General features: G+C 41.2%; 15 protein-coding genes and 1 tRNA gene. 5 read left to right on the top strand and 11 right to left on the bottom strand.

Features of this window, described 5'->3' with window-relative positions:
• The first annotated feature begins 114 nt into the window (after nucleotides 1-114).
• A complete protein-coding gene (locus tag AC1HJP_RS06575) occupies nucleotides 115-2,784 on the top strand; it encodes an ATP-binding protein (RefSeq protein WP_480361122.1) in 2,670 nt (889 codons plus the stop codon).
• 16 nt (nucleotides 2,785-2,800) lie between these two features.
• Here AC1HJP_RS06575 and rimI read toward each other — a convergent pair whose 3' ends face one another.
• The 5 genes from rimI to guaB form a co-directional block, all read right to left on the bottom strand.
• Nucleotides 2,801-3,253: a ribosomal protein S18-alanine N-acetyltransferase gene (gene rimI / locus AC1HJP_RS06570; RefSeq protein ID WP_480361121.1), complete on the bottom strand. Its 453-nt coding sequence runs from the start codon at nucleotides 3,251-3,253 to the stop codon at nucleotides 2,801-2,803.
• Nucleotides 3,243-3,569, bottom strand: a complete 327-nt coding sequence (locus AC1HJP_RS06565) for a hypothetical protein (RefSeq protein ID WP_480361120.1) — start codon at nucleotides 3,567-3,569, stop codon at nucleotides 3,243-3,245. Before AC1HJP_RS06565 ends, rimI begins: the two co-directional genes overlap by 11 nt.
• Before the next feature lie 65 nt (nucleotides 3,570-3,634).
• Nucleotides 3,635-3,711: transfer RNA gene (locus tag AC1HJP_RS06560), tRNA-Trp, on the bottom strand.
• Nucleotides 3,712-3,859: 148 nt separating this feature from the next.
• A complete protein-coding gene (gene guaA, locus AC1HJP_RS06555; RefSeq protein WP_480361119.1) occupies nucleotides 3,860-5,434 on the bottom strand; it encodes a glutamine-hydrolyzing GMP synthase in 1,575 nt (524 codons plus the stop codon).
• A gap of 113 nt (nucleotides 5,435-5,547) precedes the next feature.
• The gene (gene guaB / locus AC1HJP_RS06550) at nucleotides 5,548-7,017 is read right to left on the bottom strand and encodes an IMP dehydrogenase (RefSeq protein WP_480361118.1); all 1,470 of its coding nucleotides are present in this window, start codon (nucleotides 7,015-7,017) and stop codon (nucleotides 5,548-5,550) included.
• Nucleotides 7,018-7,149: 132 nt separating this feature from the next.
• Here guaB and xseA point away from each other — a divergent pair, with 132 nt between their 5' ends.
• Nucleotides 7,150-8,520 (top strand): exodeoxyribonuclease VII large subunit, encoded by a 1,371-nt coding sequence (gene xseA / locus AC1HJP_RS06545; RefSeq protein WP_480361232.1) that lies wholly within the window; start codon nucleotides 7,150-7,152, stop codon nucleotides 8,518-8,520.
• Nucleotides 8,521-8,547: 27 nt separating this feature from the next.
• Here the strand turns inward: xseA and cysE are convergent, their stop codons facing one another.
• The 5 genes from cysE to AC1HJP_RS06520 form a co-directional block, all read right to left on the bottom strand.
• A complete protein-coding gene (gene cysE / locus AC1HJP_RS06540; RefSeq protein WP_480361117.1) occupies nucleotides 8,548-9,369 on the bottom strand; it encodes a serine O-acetyltransferase in 822 nt (273 codons plus the stop codon).
• Between the two features lie 217 nt (nucleotides 9,370-9,586).
• A complete protein-coding gene (locus AC1HJP_RS06535; protein ID WP_058030684.1) occupies nucleotides 9,587-10,777 on the bottom strand; it encodes an amino acid aminotransferase in 1,191 nt (396 codons plus the stop codon).
• Nucleotides 10,778-11,059: 282 nt separating this feature from the next.
• The gene (locus tag AC1HJP_RS06530) at nucleotides 11,060-11,728 is read right to left on the bottom strand and encodes a GAF domain-containing protein (protein WP_480361231.1); all 669 of its coding nucleotides are present in this window, start codon (nucleotides 11,726-11,728) and stop codon (nucleotides 11,060-11,062) included.
• Nucleotides 11,729-11,968: 240 nt separating this feature from the next.
• Entirely contained in the window at nucleotides 11,969-13,633 is a 1,665-nt protein-coding gene (locus tag AC1HJP_RS06525; RefSeq protein WP_480361116.1) for a SpoIIE family protein phosphatase, read from the bottom strand.
• Between the two features lie 18 nt (nucleotides 13,634-13,651).
• Nucleotides 13,652-13,957, bottom strand: a complete 306-nt coding sequence (locus tag AC1HJP_RS06520; RefSeq protein ID WP_058030687.1) for an STAS domain-containing protein — start codon at nucleotides 13,955-13,957, stop codon at nucleotides 13,652-13,654.
• Between the two features lie 201 nt (nucleotides 13,958-14,158).
• Between AC1HJP_RS06520 and yciH the strand changes: the two genes are divergently transcribed.
• Entirely contained in the window at nucleotides 14,159-14,488 is a 330-nt protein-coding gene (gene yciH / locus AC1HJP_RS06515) for a stress response translation initiation inhibitor YciH (protein WP_480361115.1), read from the top strand.
• Between the two features lie 13 nt (nucleotides 14,489-14,501).
• On the opposite strand, the gene AC1HJP_RS06510 is transcribed toward yciH, so the two are convergent.
• Entirely contained in the window at nucleotides 14,502-17,462 is a 2,961-nt protein-coding gene (locus AC1HJP_RS06510) for an EAL domain-containing protein (protein WP_480361114.1), read from the bottom strand.
• Here AC1HJP_RS06510 and AC1HJP_RS06505 point away from each other — a divergent pair.
• Together AC1HJP_RS06505 and AC1HJP_RS06500 are read left to right on the top strand one after the other, a co-directional pair.
• On the top strand, nucleotides 17,350-17,628 hold the full coding sequence (locus AC1HJP_RS06505) for a hypothetical protein (RefSeq protein ID WP_480361239.1): 279 nt from the start codon (nucleotides 17,350-17,352) through the stop codon (nucleotides 17,626-17,628). The two genes, AC1HJP_RS06510 and AC1HJP_RS06505, sit on opposite strands and share 113 nt — an antisense overlap.
• 179 nt (nucleotides 17,629-17,807) lie before the next feature.
• Nucleotides 17,808-18,959 carry a chorismate mutase gene (locus AC1HJP_RS06500; protein ID WP_480361113.1) on the top strand — a complete coding sequence of 384 codons (1,152 nt, stop codon included), beginning with the start codon at nucleotides 17,808-17,810 and terminating at the stop codon, nucleotides 18,957-18,959.
• Nucleotides 18,960-18,965: the final 6 nt, after the last annotated feature.

The following is an 18,965-nucleotide window of genomic DNA, read 5'->3' as shown; positions in this document are numbered from 1 at the left end:
TATGAACATAGCGCATATGACTTGTTAAAAAAGCCGCATTGTCTTAGGATTAGATACTTGGGCTTTGTTCCATTATGCTAACAAGAAGAACATTTAGGACGTTATTTAAATCGCATGAAAACCAGCAAGTTAAGTATAAAATTATTATGGTACATCACTCCATTAGTGATTTTACCTTTGCTGTTTTTAGGTGGTTTCACCTTAACTAACGTTACTAGCTCAACACAAAAACAAGCAAAATTAACAGTAAGTCGATTTGTTGAACAACAACATCAGAAGATGTTCAACTATATTGAAATTTATCAGTCAACCACCAAACTACTCTCAACTTCTCCAGTATTAAGCGATTTCCTTGCCAAAGATTTTGAAACGCCTTTTGAAAAAACCGCTCGGCTTGGCGCTTTAATGGATGTATTTGCCAGTTACAGCGATGCTTACCCTGACATTTTGAGTATAAACCTAGTTTCACCTGAGGGTGAATCAAAAGCGTACTATGCGAATAATTTAAATCAGGCACCACAAAGCTATCCGTTTTTTGATCAAGTAAAAAATAGCAGTATGCGGCAGCAGAAATTCATGGTGCCGACTGAGAACAACACCACACATATTTATCTTGTACAGCAAATTTTCAGTGTTGATTTCCAGCTCAAAAGACCAAAACAACAAGGCTACATCATAGTTCAAGTTGACCCTTCGGTAATTCACTCAAGTATCTTAGAGTCACCATACAATAATACTTTAAATTTATTGATCACTCAGCAGGGTGAAATCTTATTCAGCTCAGATCCAAGTCTATATGCGCAATCGTTGAACGTCGAAGAAACCCATAAAATACAAGACACTGCTGAGCGCAGTACGCTTAAGTCAATCAAGTTGTCGAGTGTAGATAACATAGAGCGTATGGTTTATGCGGTGCAATTAAGTGGTGGTTATTATTATTTATCGAGTATTCCAAAAGCACTTCTGTATCAGTCGGGTAAAGCAATTAGTTTGATCACGGCTTTAATCGTCATTTTGTCTGTGATCACGCTCCCTATTTTGATTTTTATCGTGGTTAGGAACCTACTTTTAAATCCGATTGAATTACTTGGTGCTGCAAGTCATAAGGTCGGTGATGGTAATTTATCAGTTTCTTTACCAGAACAAAGCAACGATGAAGTCGGGCTTTTATTCAGAGACTTCAACCACATGGTAAAACAGATCAGAGATTCTCAATCTGAACTTAAAACCTACAAGTTACACTTAGAAGAAATGGTTGATGTGCGCACTAAAGAGCTAGAAGAAACAAATCAACAACTCGAAATCGCGATTAAAGAGGCTGAACAGGCGAGTGATTTAAAAAGTCGCTTCTTAGCCAATATGAGTCATGAGATCCGCACCCCTCTGACTGCGATTATGGGCTTTACCGAGCAGTTGATTATCAACCCGCAAGCTACCGCCAATCGAAATCACTTAAGCACAGTACTGCGAAACTCAAAGCACTTATTAGAGCTGATAAATAACATCCTAGATTTATCGAAAATTGAAGCTGAAAAACTTGATGTAGAAAATCGCCCTTTCAAACTACAGCCTTTGCTTGAAGATGTTGAGTCGATCATCGCGCCACTGGCACAAGAAAAGCAGCTGTCTTTTTCAATGGATTACCAATTCCCGTTGCCGCGCTCCATTTACAGCGATATTACCCGTTTAAAACAGATCCTATTAAACATTACCACCAACGCCGTGAAATTTACTGAGCACGGTGGAATTCGTTTAAGTGTACGATTTATTCACCAGAGCCAGAGTGTTGAATTTGTTATTGAAGATACCGGTATCGGCATGTCTGAAGGTGAAATCAAACGCGTCTTTAAACCCTTCGAGCAAGCAGATAGCACCACCACACGCCGCTTCGGTGGAACAGGGTTAGGCCTATGTATTTCTAAAAATTTAGCCCAACTTCTCGGTGGTGATGTAGAAGTATTGAGTGAGCAAGGTGTGGGTAGTAAGTTTACCATTCGAGTTCTTGCAAACTTCCCGAATGGTGACTACCAACTTATCAATAAGTTAGAAGAATCAGCACATACTCCTGATGCCTCACAAGAGCTGGCAGCAACCCAGTTTGATGCCAATATTCTACTGGCCGAAGATAATCCTGATAACCAAGAATTGATCTGCTTACTGCTTGATGCATGGGGAATTAAGCCGGATATAGCCAATAACGGCGCTGAAGCAGTTGAGAAAGCATTAGTTAATGATTACCAACTGATTTTGATGGATATGCAGATGCCTGTTATGGGTGGTCTTGAAGCCACAGAAATGCTCAGGCACGCGGCCTACGATGGCCCTATCATCGCACTCACGGCGAATGTCATGAAGCATGATGTTGAGTCTTACCTTGCTGCTGGCTGTGATGCAACCTTGGCAAAACCAATCGATAAAAAGCAACTTGGTCAAGTACTTTTAGAGCACCTACAGATCCAAGCGGCGAGCCAATCGAAATGGGATTCACTCTTAGCCAGTGAAAAGTTTGTACAGATAAATAAAAATTATATGGAAAAGTTGCCTGATTACCTTAAGCAACTGCAGACCTTCTATGATAATCAAGAGTGGGAATCGCTCAGAGCGCTTGCTCATAGCTTAAAAGGCAGTGCTGGCTGCTTTGGTTTTATGAACATTCACAGTGCTGCTGAAGAGCTTGAGAATAGCCTAATGACCAACCAGCAAACTCAATGGCAATATACGCAGCTAAATCTCTGTGAAGCCATCAAATACACTTTGGCACAGCAAACTAAAGATAAAGATTAAATGGCGTTGGCGCTTTTTAAAAGAAGCTTCTCGCCATTAATACAGCATGCTCTTTACCCTCTTTCGCTGGGTAATAGTTTTTTCGTAAACCCACTTCTGAAAAATCAAACTTTTGATAAACCGCAATCGCGCTTAGGTTTGATTCTCTTACTTCTAAAAAACAGCTCTCAGCGCCAAGTATTTTCGCTTGTTCCAGCAAATGGGCCATAAGTTGTTTTGCATAGCCTCGCCCTTGGTACTTAGGGGCAACACAAATATCCATTAAGGTGTGATCAGGCCCAACCTGCTCGACAACATAAAAGCCAACCAATTCATCACCTAACAATAAACCCGCATTGTAGTATCGGCCACCTAAACAGGATTGCATGGTTTTAGCACTCCAAGGGAAACTATGGCATGCCTCTTCAATATCCATAATGGTTTCAAGCGGCATGTCATTAAGCAAGCCCGTAACTATTTTAGTTGTCATGTAATAACTTCCATAACGCACGTTTGTGCTCAACCGTAAGGTTCTCCGAAGGCAGAGTAAGAATATTGTTCTGCAGCTTGACGCTATCGCCCTTTATTATTTCAGCGAAGCCTGCGGGCTGTAGCAATAATAAATCAGCATGTAATTGATAAGGTAGGGTTAGTAACTCATATTGCTCAGTTTGCTGCTCAGAAGCCATTAAAGGCATCTCTTTGTGATCAGCCGAGTTCATTTCAGACTCAGGTGTCTCTGGAGCAAAATGTGAATTGAGTTTAAGTGGTGTAATACCTAAAACATCAGCATGCAATGCGCGCATAGTTAAATCTTGAAGAATTTTTTTGAGAATATAAAGGTTTGTAGCAAAGAAAGCAAAGTAAGAAGTGGCAGGGGCGGCAGGACTCGAACCCGCAACCATCGGTTTTGGAGACCGCTGTTCTACCAATTGGAACTACGCCCCTGCAATGACGTCGCATTATAGAGAGGTTTTTTTAAAGGTAAAGTAAAAATTTCAAAAAAACGTTTAACTGCGGCTTAAATAAACAAAAAGGCGAATATTTTACCTATTCGCCTTTTTAATCATCAAATTAGCAATGAACTACTTGCTCATTATTCCCATTCGATGGTTGCTGGTGGCTTACCAGAAATATCGTAAACCACGCGTGAGATACCATCGATCTCGTTAATGATGCGGTTTGATACTAGACCTAAGAAATCATAAGGTAGGTGTGACCAACGCGCTGTCATAAAGTCGATTGTTTCTACACAACGAAGTGATACGACCCAGTCGTATTTACGTGCATCACCCATTACGCCAACCGATTTAACCGGTAGGAATACCGTGAATGCTTGCGATACTTTGTGGTAGATGTCGGCTTTATGTAGTTCTTCAATGAAGATAGCGTCTGCACGACGAAGTAAGTCACAGTATTCTTTCTTGATTTCACCTAGTACACGTACACCTAAACCTGGACCTGGGAATGGGTGACGGTAAAGCATGTCGTAAGGTAAACCTAACTCAAGACCAATCTTACGTACTTCATCTTTAAATAACTCACGAAGCGGCTCAACTAGACCCATTTCCATATCGTCAGGTAGACCACCTACGTTATGGTGAGACTTGATCACATGCGCCTTACCAGTTTTAGAAGCCGCTGACTCGATCACGTCTGGGTAAATTGTACCTTGTGCTAACCATTTCGCATTTTTCAGTTTTTTAGACTCAGCATCGAACACGTCAATGAACGTATGACCGATTGCTTTACGCTTATCTTCTGGATCTGAAAGACCAGCTAGGTCGTTTAAGAATTGCTCTTCAGCATCTACTTTGATGATGTTAAGACCGAACTTATCACCAAACATTTCCATTACTTGCTGACCTTCGTTCAAACGAAGTAGACCGTTATCAACGAATACACAGGTTAGCTTCTTACCGATTGCACGGTGGATAAGCATGGCTACTACTGATGAATCAACCCCACCAGAAAGACCTAGGATAACTTCGTCATCACCTACTTTTTCTTTGATCTTAGCAACGGCATCTTCAATGATTTGCGATGGAGTCCAAAGCTTTTCACAGCCACAGATGTCAATAACAAAACGCTCTAAAAGGCGCTGACCTTGCTGTGTGTGTGTTACTTCTGGGTGGAATTGAACACCATAAAAACGCTTTTCTTCCCAAGACATAGCCGCGTGAGGACATGTGTCAGTTTTAGCTGATGTTACAAATGTCTCTGGAACTTCAATTACTTTGTCACCGTGGCTCATCCACACGTCTAGGAAGTCTGAACCATTCTCGATGTGATCTTGAATATCTTCAAATAGTTTACAGTTACCTAGTTTTTCAACACGTGCGTAACCGAACTCTTTCTTGTCTGAGCTTTCAACTCGGCCGCCTAACTGCATCGCCATAGTCTGCATACCGTAACATACGCCTAATACTGGCACGCCAGCATTAAATACAAACTCAGGTGCACGTGGGCTGTTTTCTTCAGTCGTTGACTCTGGGCCACCAGATAAAATAATACCTTGAGGGTTGAATTCACGGATCTGCTCTTCCGTTACGTCCCAAGCCCAAAGCTCACAGTAAACACCGATTTCACGAACACGGCGCGCGATAAGCTGCGTGTACTGAGAACCGAAATCTAAGATCAAAATGCGGGAATCGTGGATGTCTTTGCTCATTGATAATCTCGTTGGTTAGAAAACGATAAGTCTAGTAAAGCACAAAAACGAACTTTACCTAAAATTAAGAAGGGCTAGCCTGAGCTAGCCCAATTTTTAATATGCGTTGCGCATTAACCCATACGGTAGTTAGGCGCTTCTTTGGTGATCTGTACGTCGTGAACGTGTGACTCACCCATACCTGCAGACGTTACTTTAACGAACTGAGGTTTTGTATTTAGCTCAGCAATCGTTGCACAGCCAGTTAAGCCCATTGCACTACGGATACCACCCACTTGTTGGTGAATAATCGTTGCGATAGGACCTTTATATGCAACACGACCTTCGATACCTTCTGGTACCAATTTGTCTGCTTCATTTGATTTTTGGAAGTAACGATCTGAAGAACCTTCTTTTTGGTTCATCGCACCCAAGCTACCCATACCACGGTAAGACTTGTAGTAACGACCTTGGTAAAGCTCAACTTCACCTGGAGACTCTTCAGTACCAGCAAGCATAGAGCCAACCATTACACATGATGCACCAGCCACAAGTGCTTTTACGATATCACCAGAGAAACGGATACCACCATCAGCAATTACAGGAACGTCACGACCTTTTAAGCCTTCAACAGCATCAGAGATAGCGGTAATTTGCGGTACACCACAGCCTGTTACGATACGAGTAGTACAAATTGAACCTGGGCCAATACCAACTTTAACTGCATCAGCACCGGCATCAGCTAGCGCAACTGCGCCTTCAGCTGTAGCAACGTTACCTGCAACAATTTGTAAATCAGGGTATGCTTCACGTGTTGCTTTAACACGGTCAATTACGCCTTGAGAGTGACCGTGTGAAGTATCGATAAGTAATACATCAACACCCGCTTCAACAAGTGCTGCGATACGCTCATCAGTACCTGCACCCACACCAACAGCAGCACCTACACGTAAACGGCCTTGTTCGTCTTTACATGCATTCGGCTTTTCTTGTGCTTTTTGATAATCCTTAACTGTGATCATGCCTTTTAATGCAAACGCATCATCAACAACTAAGATTTTTTCAATGCGGTGCTCGTGCATCAGACCTAAGATCTCTTCACGTGCAGCACCTTCTTTTACCGTCACAAGGTCCGCTTTTTTCGTCATTACTGAAGAAACTGGCTTATCTAGTTGCGTTTCAAAACGCATATCACGGCTAGTTACGATGCCTTCTAGTTTATTATTCTCATCAACGACAGGGAAACCAGAGAAACCTTTCTCGTGTGCAAGCTCAAGTGCACCTTCAATAGTCAGGTCAGCTGTCACAGTCACAGGGAAAGACACAATACCCGCTTCGTAAGCTTTAACCTTACGAACATTTCTCGCTTGCTCTTCAATTGTCATGTTCTTGTGAACAAAACCAATGCCGCCTTCTTGCGCAAGTGCAATAGCTAGGCGCGCTTCAGTTACAGTATCCATTGAAGCAGAAACAAGAGGTAGGTTTAAATCAATACCACGCGTCAAACGCGTTTTTAAATCAGCGGTATGAGGTAATACGGTAGAGTGTGCTGGGACGAGTAGCACATCATCGAAAGTTAGGGCTTCTTTTGCAATTCTTAGCATGTTTGCGGTATCTCTCACGTGGAATTGAGTAATAGGAATTGCGTGCGAATTTTATCAGCGTTGCTGTAGTGAGTAAATCTTTTTTTCAAAAAATATGCTAAAGTTTCGCGGTAATTTTTTCAGAGGCCAATGATGACATTCTCAGTTTCTTCAGCTCCACAACACCAAGTTTATTCAGTTTCAAAGCTTAATAAAGAAATTCGCGGCATTTTAGAACAAGGTTTTGCTTCTTTAAGGCTAACCGGAGAAATTTCTAACTTTGTTGCACCGGCTTCTGGCCATTGGTACTTCTCTTTAAAAGATGACAAAGCACAAATTAAGGCTGCCATGTGGCGAGGTAATAATCGATACAGTAAATATAAGCCTAATAATGGTGCCCAAGTGGTTGTCACGGCACGCGTCTCTGTATATGAACCTCGCGGTGAATATCAACTGATTGTTGAGCATATGGAACCTGCTGGTGAAGGCCAACTGAAACAACAGTTTGAAGCGCTCAAGTTACAACTTGCTGCTGAGGGACTATTTAGCAGTGCACATAAACAACCTCTGCCAACTGAAATAAGAAAAGTAGGTGTTGTTACCTCTGCTACAGGCGCGGCAATTAAAGACATTTTGACGGTAATGAAGCGCCGCGCACCACAACTTGAAGTTATCGTTTACCCGACTCAAGTGCAAGGCAGCGATGCTCACCTGCAAATTGCAGAGAAAATTCGTTTGGCAAATACCCGAAATGAAGTCGACGTGCTGATTGTGGGACGTGGCGGTGGCTCGTTAGAAGATTTATGGTGCTTTAACGAAGAGCATTTAGCCCGTGAGATATTTGCCAGTCGTTTACCTATTATCAGTGCAGTGGGTCATGAAATAGATACCACCATTTCGGATTATGTTGCTGATTTAAGAGCCCCTACTCCATCAGCAGCCGCTGAACTAGTCAGCCCTGATCAGCATGCGATTAAAAAGCACATTATTGAAAAGTACGCACGCTTAAGTCATTTAATGCTGAGTAAAATCAAAGAAGCGAAGCAAACTAACAATGCACTATTACAGCGACTCAAGCTGCAACATCCCAATAGTCAACTGCAGCAACAGACACAGCGTTTAGACGAGCTTTCAATGCGATTACAACGCGGCGTGCATGCTCAGCTAAATCAAAAAAATAATCAACTGAATCTGCTGCAGCAAAGGTTCCAACATCAACACCCTGAGCGTCGACTTTCTCAATCAAAAGATGCGCTACAGCAGTTAGAGCAAAGATTATTGAACGCACAAAATAAAAACCAGCAGGTGGCACAGCAACAGTTAGCCATGCTAGCGGCAAGACTTGAAAGCATCAGCCCACTGGGCGTGTTAGCTAGAGGCTATTCAATTACCAAGAAAGGCGAGCATGTGGTGAAATCGATTGGACAAGTAAAAGCAGGAGAAACACTGATTACTCAAGTCCATGATGGTGAAATTCACACCACAGTTAACCACACTCTAGAAACAACAAAGGCTGCACAGTAGCAGCCTTTGTCATTATGTATAAATGCTTTATAGCATCGCGCTGGTATAGGATTTGTTTTCTAAAGACACTTCATCCTCTAAGAAGTTTTGATCCATCGATTCTGCAGGACAAGGACAATTCGGCTTACCAACCACTTTAGCTGGGATACCTACAACTGTTGTATGTGGTGCAACGGGGTTTAACACCACTGAACCTGCGCCTATGCGTGCGCCTTCTCCAACTTCGATGTTACCCAGTACTTTTGCACCTGCCCCTATCAATACACCCGCTCTGATTTTCGGGTGGCGATCGCCTTGTTCATTACCCGTACCACCGAGTGTCACAGATTGTAAGATTGATACATTGTCCTCGATTACCGCGGTTTCACCAATTACGATGCCAGTAGCGTGGTCAAACATAATGCCATGACCGACTTTACAAGCAGGATGGATGTCAACGCCAAAAACTTCAGAGGTACGGCTTTGGATGAAACGTGCGAGCTCTTTGCGGTTCTGACGCCAGAGGCAATGTGCAAGTCTGTGTGCTTGGATTGCATGAAAACCCTTCAAGTTCAAAATAACAGTTAAATAACTATCGGCCGCTGGGTCACGATCTTTAACTGCTTTTATGTCATGGGCAACATGAGTCAACATTCTGTCGCAGTCAACAAAGGCTTGGTCGAACAATTCACGAATTGTAAAAGCCGAGACCACCGCATCTGCAAGCTTGTTTGCAACAATAAAACTTAACGCAGAGCCTAAACACTCGTGATTTAAAACACTCGAGTAAACATGGCTTGCCAAAAGAGGCTCTCTACTTACTAACTCTGTTGCTTCTTGACGAAGCTGCTGCCAAATTTCATGACGCATAAACATACCTTACAGACTGACATTAGGCGGATTGTAACGGTTACATAAACCTTACGACTAGAAAATGCTGGGAACATCTTCTACTTACTTATAACAAACTGCACTAAAACAGGCAATTTGCGAGAGATTTGCATCCACTTCAAAACAAAGGAAAGCACAATCTAGAAACAAAAATGCCACTTATCAAAAGTGGCATTTAATTAAGCGTAATGCTTAATTATTTTAATACTTCAGCTACCGCTTTCGAGAAGTACTCAATGTTAGCTTGGCTCACACCAGCAACGTTTACACGGCTAGAACCCACAATATAGATTGCATATTCTTTTTGTAGGCGCTCGATTTGCTCTTTATTAATACCTAAGAAAGAGAACATACCGTTTTGCTTATCAATGAAAGAGAAGTCTTGTGCTACACCTTGCGCTGCTAAGCTATCTTTGATCAATGTACGTAGACCATTGATACGGTTACGCATTTCATCAAGCTCATCATGCCACTCTTGAGTTAGTTCTGTACTACCTAAAATCGTATTTACGATGTCTGCACCATGTGCTGGCGGCATAGAGTAAATACTACGAACAACGCTTAATAATACTGAGTTAGAAATATCAGCATTCGCACTGTCTTTAGCAATGATTGAACATGCACCGATACGCTCACGGTAAAGGCCAAAGTTCTTAGAACATGAAGAACAAATGATCAGCTCGTCAACTGCATCTGCTAATAAACGTAAGCCTTTTGCATCTTCGTCAAGGCTAGCACCAAAACCTTGGTAAGCAATGTCGATTAACGGTGTGAAGCCCACTTCTTTCGCAAGTTCAGCAACGATTTTCCACTGTTCTTCGTTTAAGTCCATACCACTTGGGTTGTGACAACAAGCATGTAAAAGAACCACGTCACCTTTAGGTACTTGTTTAAGCGTGTCGATCATTTCATCGAACAACAAGCCTTTATTTTCGTAGTCGTAATACGGGTATTCTTTAACTGTTAGGCCCGCCGCTTCAAATAAGCTGATGTGGTTAGCCCAAGTTGGTGTTGTTACCCATACTGTCGCATCAGTATTACAACGCTTGATGAATTCAGCAGCAACACGTAATGCACCTGTACCACCTGGCGCTTGTGCAGTGCGAACACGGTTAGCAAGTAACGTGCTGTGCTCACCTAATAGCAGGGTTTCCATTTTCTGACAAAAATCTAAATTACCAGCAAGACCAATGTAAGACTTAGTGGTTTCGTTTTCTAAACGAAAAGCTTCAGCTTTCTTTACAGCTCTTAGTACAGGGGTATTACCTTGCTCATCTTTGTAAACACCAACACCAAGATCGATTTTATTAGGGTTAGTATCTTGTTTGTAAGCAGCCATAAGACCCAAAATTGGATCAGTTGGTAACGGTTTTAATTCTGAGAACATAGGTCATCTCTTAATTTAGTTATTTGTCAGTGTGCCTCATAAACGCGCAGAGTATTTACAAGGCATAACCAGGGTGATATCAATTTTATCAACTAAGTGTTCATTCTAGCGAGCTAAATGGTCCAATAATTTCGTCAGAAACTTCTCATATAGAATAACTATATCACGTCATTTCTTTCTCATTCTTTGACCATTTTTCAGTCGCAATAAATGAACATAAATTCAATGCAATTGATATTAAAACTGCGTTAATAGTAACATAAAATTTTAAGAACTCGAGTGCTACGAACGCGGTAAATACTGAGGAATTCTAATACAGGCGGCAACTAAAACTGCCAACACCTGTTCATCAAAAATGCCAGTTGAAAACGCCTCGGCATCGATGATACCAGTACAGCCTGAAATGTTATCAAACATAGGTAAACATGCTTCAGATTGTACTTTAGGATCACAGGTATAATACTCACCACCTTGCGCTACGTATTCAGCGACATCATTCACAACTCGACCTTTAGAAGATAAGGCAACTTGTACGTTATTACTTATCTTTGCAAAATCTTCTGTAAGCGGAAACAAAGGACGGCTTGGTGCGCCATGATAAGCCAGTTTAAGTAACTGCTCACCTTCAGGGGTTAAGTTATTTGCATAAATACCAAACCAATCCACCTGTGTTTTATCAACAACGAATTGCACAATCGCATTGAGCTTTTCCAATAATACTTTATTTTCTTGGTTATTATTGATGTAGCTTTCTAACTCAAAAGGCGCATCTTGTAGTTGACCAAATAAACTGCAGCTTCCGCCTTCCCCTAATTCAGGGATCAAATAAGACCAAACCGCATCCGCAGTGCCTTGTTCAGAATTTAGAAATGCATCTAATTCTGCTAGTGCTTGCTCAACAAGTGAAGGCGATGTAGTTACGCCCGAAAGTGAAAGATAAGAAGAAATCATTTTAGCCATCCAAACATCCAGATACCCGAAACTTAACACACAAAATTAGCTTTGCAAAGGTACAAAGCCAATTCATTGAGAAACATTAAAGACCAGTGGAAGTAAGAATTAATTTCGGATAAAGGTTTTTTTGGTGGAAAGCTACAGCGCTATGGCTTATTTGACTTTGAGATATGACTTTTCGAAGAAAAAGTTTTATACACTTAAATTAAGCTGTTCAGTAATCGCCTAGAAGTTCAATCAAGAAATATAAGGATTGTTATTTAATGAGTATATAAGTTCGACACAGTTGCCAGTTTCATTATAAGACACAGAATGGGCTATTTCGTTTAGTAAGCCAACCCCTCTGCCATGCTCTTGACACAAAGAAGCTGTGCTATCTTCTTTTACATGAAAGCCTGTGCCAGAGTCTGTAATGGTAAATCTAATGTGTTGATGCTGAGGTTCGTAATTTGCACTTATTTCGATCCGAGCTTCTTGCAATTTTGCCAATGCTTCTTCACGCATTTGATAGAAAATAAAAAATCCATCTTCTTGATTTTTGATGTCTGAATCTAACCCCAGCACCCCATGATCTAATGCGTTGTTATAGGCCTCAGAAAGCAGTAGAAAAATATTTGAACGGTGATTATCAACCCCTTCAACCGTACTTAACATGTTTACTAATTCTAAAATGGGATCATTTCGTTTCATTTGTTCTGCGTTTAACACAACGTGAAAATCAAATGGCAACTGAGAGTAGCTCACCTCTGAATTGATAACCAGCGGATTCGCGACACAGTTTATAATCGCGATACTCAAATCATCTTGTTGCTCACTGTGACCAGAGAACTGATGTACTTGAGCAATAATATCTTCGGTGCCTATGTTTGTTCTGCTGGCGAGTGTCGCCTTTAAGCGCTCTTCACCAAACATTTCACCTTGTTTGCTTTCTGTTTCAACGATGCCATCTGTCGCCATGACAATTCTATGCGCGTCATTCACTTCAAAATGAACAATGTTTCGCTCAAATTCGTCCGCCTCTAGAATGCCCAATGCCATATGCTGTGACTCAAGGGTTTTAATTACCGCACCGCTTTTATCTATTAAGTAGATATCCGGTATACCACCTAACCAGGCTGAAACACTACGCCCTGATTCACTTAACTCTATGATCGCTGCAGCACAAAACATATGTCCAGGTAATAATTCTGCCAGTGCATTATTTAATTCGTAAGCGATGTCACTCACCGCCATACCTTTCGCCACCATCGCATAAAAGATACGAGAGGCAGGTAAAGCACCCACTGCAGCTGCTAAACCATGACCTGTAAAATCACCCAATAAACAATAGAAACCACCGAGCGGACTCTGTGCCATTAAGAGCATGTCGCCATTGAACATAGACGCAGGGGATAGGTGGAAGTCACAAATGTTTGGAAAACTTTTCTGTTGCGAGAGCGCATTGCTAAAAATGTGCTCTACAATTTCATGCTCACGCTCAGTTTGGTTATAGTGGTATTCGAGCTCTTTTTTTTGCCTATTGGCTTCTTGGCTTAAACGACGTGTTCTTGCATGCGCTTTAATTTTGGCTGAAAGAATGATTTTATCGAAAGGTTTGTGGATAAAGTCATCACCACCCACCTCAAGACATTTTTCAAAACTCTGGTGATCTTCAAGCGCAGTAATAAATATAATTGGTAAATAAACATCCCCAGCTTGCTGCTTAATGAGTGGTGCAGTTTCAAAACCATCCATTACAGGCATCATGACATCAAGCAAAACGATATCAATAGAGTGCTCGTTTAACTTTTCAAGCGCTTGTTGCCCGTTGCTTGCAAGCTCGACCAGATAACTTTGTTGCTCGAGCATAGTTTTAAGCAAAGTGCAGTTTAAGGGTTGGTCATCAACGACTAAAATACGCAAGGTAGGGTCTAATCTAAATTAGTCAATATCAAACTTTTTATCAAAACGAGAGATTTGCAATATTTTCTTCAGTTGAGGACGACAGTTGCTAATTGTAATACTCGACACAGATTCACCCAACGTTTTCTTCATATTTAAAAGCATACCAAGGGCAGAACTATCCATATAATCAGTTTCTCGCAAATCGATAATTACCTTATCCGTTTGCCCATCTACCTCAGCATACGCTTGACGGAAAGACTGAACCAAATTGAAATCAAACTTTCCTTTTATCTGTATCGTCAACGTTTTGCCATCGGCAGAAGCGCTCTTGCTCAAACTCATTATAACCTCCTAATATGGTTCGAATTTGTTATTCATCCGTTGTTCTTAAATATAACTTGTTTAGGAATAATCGCCAAAAAATATCGAACTTATTATCAAAATTTATTTAAATGCATAAAAATCATACCATTATCAAGATGTGTTCAATGCTATCTACTAAACTGTTATTATTCAGGGATGGAAACAAAAGAGCACTGAAAAATGTCTGAAAATAATCTTGTTTATTCAACTGAGTTTGGTCGTATTAAACCTGAGAGCGAAAACAATGAACCTGAAGTCCGTCTATTTAAAGATGGGGCAGTCCGCATTGAAAGGCAAACCAAAGGCCGTAAAGGGAAAGGCGTGATGCTGGTTGTTGGTATTGACCCGTCTGAGCATGATTTAAAGAAACTCGCCAAAACACTAAAAAGTAAGATGGGTCAAGGCGGTGCGGTAAAAGAAGGTGTCATTGAAATACAAGGAGATGACCGAGACAAGCTCAAACAAATATTAGAAGCGATGAAGTTCAAGGTCAAAATTTCGGGGGGCTAATAACCCCCTTTTGTTATTTTACTTTAAAGACTTCAACAGCCTCTTCAGGGATAGGTGGGCTGTAGTAATATCCTTGTACTACATAACAATTATTGTTCGCTAAGAAATCTACCTGCTCTTTAGTTTCAACCCCTTCAGCAACAACTTCAAGATTAAGCTTTTGTGCCATCGCGATAATAGCTGCGGTAATTTCCATATCATTTGAGTCTTCAGGGATATCTTTCACAAAAGAGCGATCAACTTTAAGAATATCAACTGGGAAGCGTTTTAAATAACTCAAAGACGAATAGCCTGTACCAAAGTCATCAATTGAAAGTGAGACACCTAGCGCTTTAATTTGATGAAGTTGAGAAATTGCCGCTTCAACATCTCCCATAAGCATGCTCTCAGTCAGCTCAAGATGAAGTAATTTAGGCGGCATATTTGTTCGTGCCAACACATCAGACAACACGCGTTTCATATTACTGTCTTTAAATTGTCTCGCTGACAAATTAATTGACATGTTTCCAACTCTGCCTTGCTGCTGTAACTTCACCGAGAAGCGACATGCGGCTTCGAGTACCCACTCTCCCAGCTCTACGATTAAACCCGTAGCTTCAGCTATTGGAATAAATTTACTTGGCGGGATAGGTCCTTGCTCTGGATGCTCCCAACGAATTAGGGCTTCATACCCAACCACTTCATTATTACGGTAATCAACCTGTGGTTGGTAATGCAAAGTGAATTGATTATCACGAATAGCCGAGCGCAGTTCATTTTCTATATACAAGCGCTCGTTTGCTGCTTCATCTAACTCTTGAGAGTAGAAATGGAACGTGTTTCGCCCTTTCGCTTTTGCCTCATACATTGCTAAGTCAGCGTGTTTAAGTAATTGCTCTTCTTCTTTACTGTCAAAAGGCGCAAGTGTAATACCAATACTGGCGCTAACAATCACTTCATTATTGCCAAGTTTAATTGGCACATTCAGTGTGCGCTGGATCATCTGCGCCACATCCATCGCATTATCTCGTTTCTCAATGCCACTTAACAGTACGGCAAATTCATCACCACCTAATCGTGCTATCGTATCTTCAGCTCTTAGACGGGTTTTAAGTCGGTCGGCTACTTCTACTAGTAAGCGATCGCCAGCGTCGTGACCCAAGGTATCATTAATACGTTTAAATTCATCTAAGTCAAAGTAGAACAGTGCAAATGCGTAATGACCACGTTCAGCCAATGCCATCGACTTTTTCAACTGCATTCTAAAGAAGGTACGGTTGGCAAGGCCTGTTAGTGTATCAAAGTAAGCCAACTCCTCCATCTTACGCTGACTCTCTTTAACGAACGAGATATCCTGAGCTGACGCCACATAACTTGAAATGTGACCGCTTTCATCACGAATGGGTGAAATACTCAAGCTCACCCAAATAGGTTCATTTGTCACCCCTTGCAGGATGGTATCACCACGCCAATAATTTCGACTTCGTAAATCTAAATCGATGTCTTCAATAAGAATCGACATTTCTTTGGAAATAATGCTCAATAAAGGCTGTCGGGCATAATGTGCTTCATTGTAGCCAGTCATTTCTTGCATTTTTGGGTTTACGTATTCGATTTGAAAATGCTCATTGGTGATCACTACCGCAGTACCCGAGAACTCAACTGCTTTAGATAATCTATCAGCCGCTTTTTGCGCTATTTCTTTTTCAGTAATTTTATTGTTTAAACCCGTTACTAAGGTTTTAATTTCTTTGCCCATATCATTGAAAGTGGCATTTAAGAGGCCAATTTCATCATTGTTATTAGGCATTGCGGGCATATCCCATTGGCCTCGACCAAAGTCTTTTACTGCACTGACCGTATTATTTATACGCTGTAGCACCAGTTTATAAAGCACTTGATGCAGTAAGAGAGCAACGAACATCGCATATAAAACAAATAAACCAAAGAATTTAACTTTTAGCTCTTCTAATGCGGCAAGCGCCGAATCACGCTTTTTGTAAATACCAACATACCAACCTAACTCTGTGAGTTGAGTGACATTGATAAGGTGTGTTTCACCTTTTAAGTCAAAGATTGACTGCCTATCAGGCAATTTTAACTTCAATGTATCATCAACAACCTTTGCAAGCTCTGGCGTTAACTCATTGCGACTGATAGCAGAGCCCGTATTAAAGATTTTTTGTAGATTTGGCGCAGCGAGAATATTGCCCTGCCCATCAAAAATTAAGTATCCCTGATTCGTAGTTGGCACTGGTAGGTGTTTAAGTAGGTCTACCATACTAATATCTGTGCCTACGAAACCTTGATATTCTTCTTCAAAGTAAAGAGGCACAAGAATACTGATTACCCATTTGCTCCATACATCGTCGTAGTGCACTTTTGACCAAACCGCTTCTCGTGTCGGGTTTAGCTCTTGTTTAAGTTGAGCAATGGTTTGGCCATCAAACAAACCTTTTTTAGGGGCTGCGTTCAATAGCGTATTGGGCGGAGAAATTCTGACAAACTGATTATTCGTCACCATGTAAAAGTTAAAAAAGTCTTGCAATAACGGTGGCGCAATAATATCCCATAGTGCTTCTGAGCGAGCAAAAAACTGCTTTTGCGCTTCGTTTAAAGACTCTCCGGTAAAATAGGCAGCCGTTAACCCATTCGATGCGGTACTGCGGTAAGCGCCGTCTCTAAATTGTATTGGTGATGGTGAATGATTCTGAATGGTCTGTTCATCATAAAAAAGATGTTTAGTTACAACAGCACCAGTTTGTTCAGACAGACTCTTTTTTAATTCAAGATAGTTAGTGAATTGATTTATGACTTGGGTGCTAAAGCGCTTTAGATCAGCATACTCTTCAAATACAAGCTGTTTTTCTTCTGACTTTAGCATGAAAGCAGCAGCAAAAATTCCCGCAACCAAACACACCGCCGAAATTAAAATCGAGAGTTTGACGCTTAAAGAATTAAAACCAAACCTTGAAGGGGGTCGACGATTGACCACTGCTAAACCCTTATTAAAATTGTTATTTTTATATCGATATCGTTTCCCCAATATATCAGAATGTTTTCCTTTTCGCCAAGTTGGGGCCTACAATCTCGCAACAAATGAGAAAAAATTACCAGTAAAGACTAAGGTAGTGCTTGTATGCACTTACCCCCTGTGTTAATAATGTATTCAATCTATTAAGTAATTCTTAATTAAACAATGACAAATTCTATCACTCGCAAAACTTATTTCTTTTTTAGCTTCTTTTTTAGATGAAGAGGCTTACCTGTTTGCGCGTGATTACGAATAGATAAGCCTCCCAACTGGGAGGTTTTTTTTTGCCGCTGGGAGTGAGGACCTATGACAGAAAATACTTTAAATGCTTTACGCAAAGATATAAATGAAATCGATTCAGACTTAATGGTGTTACTGGCAAAACGCCGTCGCATTAGCCATAGCGTTTTGGAATATAAAATTGCGAATAATAAACCGGTTCGCGACGAAGAACGTGAACAAGTTTTGCTTGAAAAACTAATTAACTATGGTAAGTCACTCGGTCTTGATGCGTTTTATGTAAACAGTGTTTTTCAAACTATTTTGGAAGATTCGGTTTTAAATCAACAGGCGTTATTACAAAAGAGCCTAAACCCAGATTCATTGAGTGACACCCATCGTGTTGCTTATTTAGGTGGGCAAGGCTCTTATAGCCAACTTGCTTGTCATAAATACTTCAGCCGCCGCCCTGGTAAGTTAGTTGAAATGGGCTGTCAAAGCTTTGAACAAATCACTCAGCATGTTGAAAAGGGTCAAGCCGATTATGGTCTGCTGCCGATTGAGAATACCAGCTCAGGCAGTATCAACGAGGTATTCGACTTATTACAACATGCGCAAGTGACAATAGTCGGTGAAGTCACTCATTCTGTTGAACATTGCTTATTAGCAGCGCCAGGCACTGAGCTCACTGACATTCAAAAAATATTTGCTCACCCTCAGCCATTTGCACAATGTAGCCGCTTCATTCAAGGGTTAGATAATGTATTGCATGAAACATGTGATTCGACATCAAGCGCCTTAAAGCAAGCATCAGAAACTCCAAATGGCGCTGCCATTGGCTCTGCGCAGGCGGGTAAAAATGTCGGTCTTGAAGTTATCAAAGCAGGGCTTGCGAATCAAACTGAAAACCACAGCCGCTTTATTGTTGTAGCGCGTAAAGCATTGCAAGTGTCAACCCAGATCCCAACCAAAACCAGTCTAATTATGGCAACCAAACAGCAGGTTGGCTCTTTGGCCGATGCTCTAATGGTCTTCAAAGCCCATAACATCAATATGGTGAAATTAGAATCACGCCCTGTGCCTGGCAACCCTTGGGAAGAAGTGTTCTATGTTGATTTACTTGCCAATACGGCAGAAAAGCATGTGCAAAACGCCTTAGAAGAGCTTAAAGATCACACTCAATTTGTACGTATTTTAGGGTGCTATCAAAGTGAATCTATGCAAGCCGTTGAAGTTTAAAGCTCT

This window comes from Pseudoalteromonas sp. NFXS53 (assembly GCF_056629255.1).
This window is presented reverse-complemented; position numbering and strand designations above follow the sequence as displayed.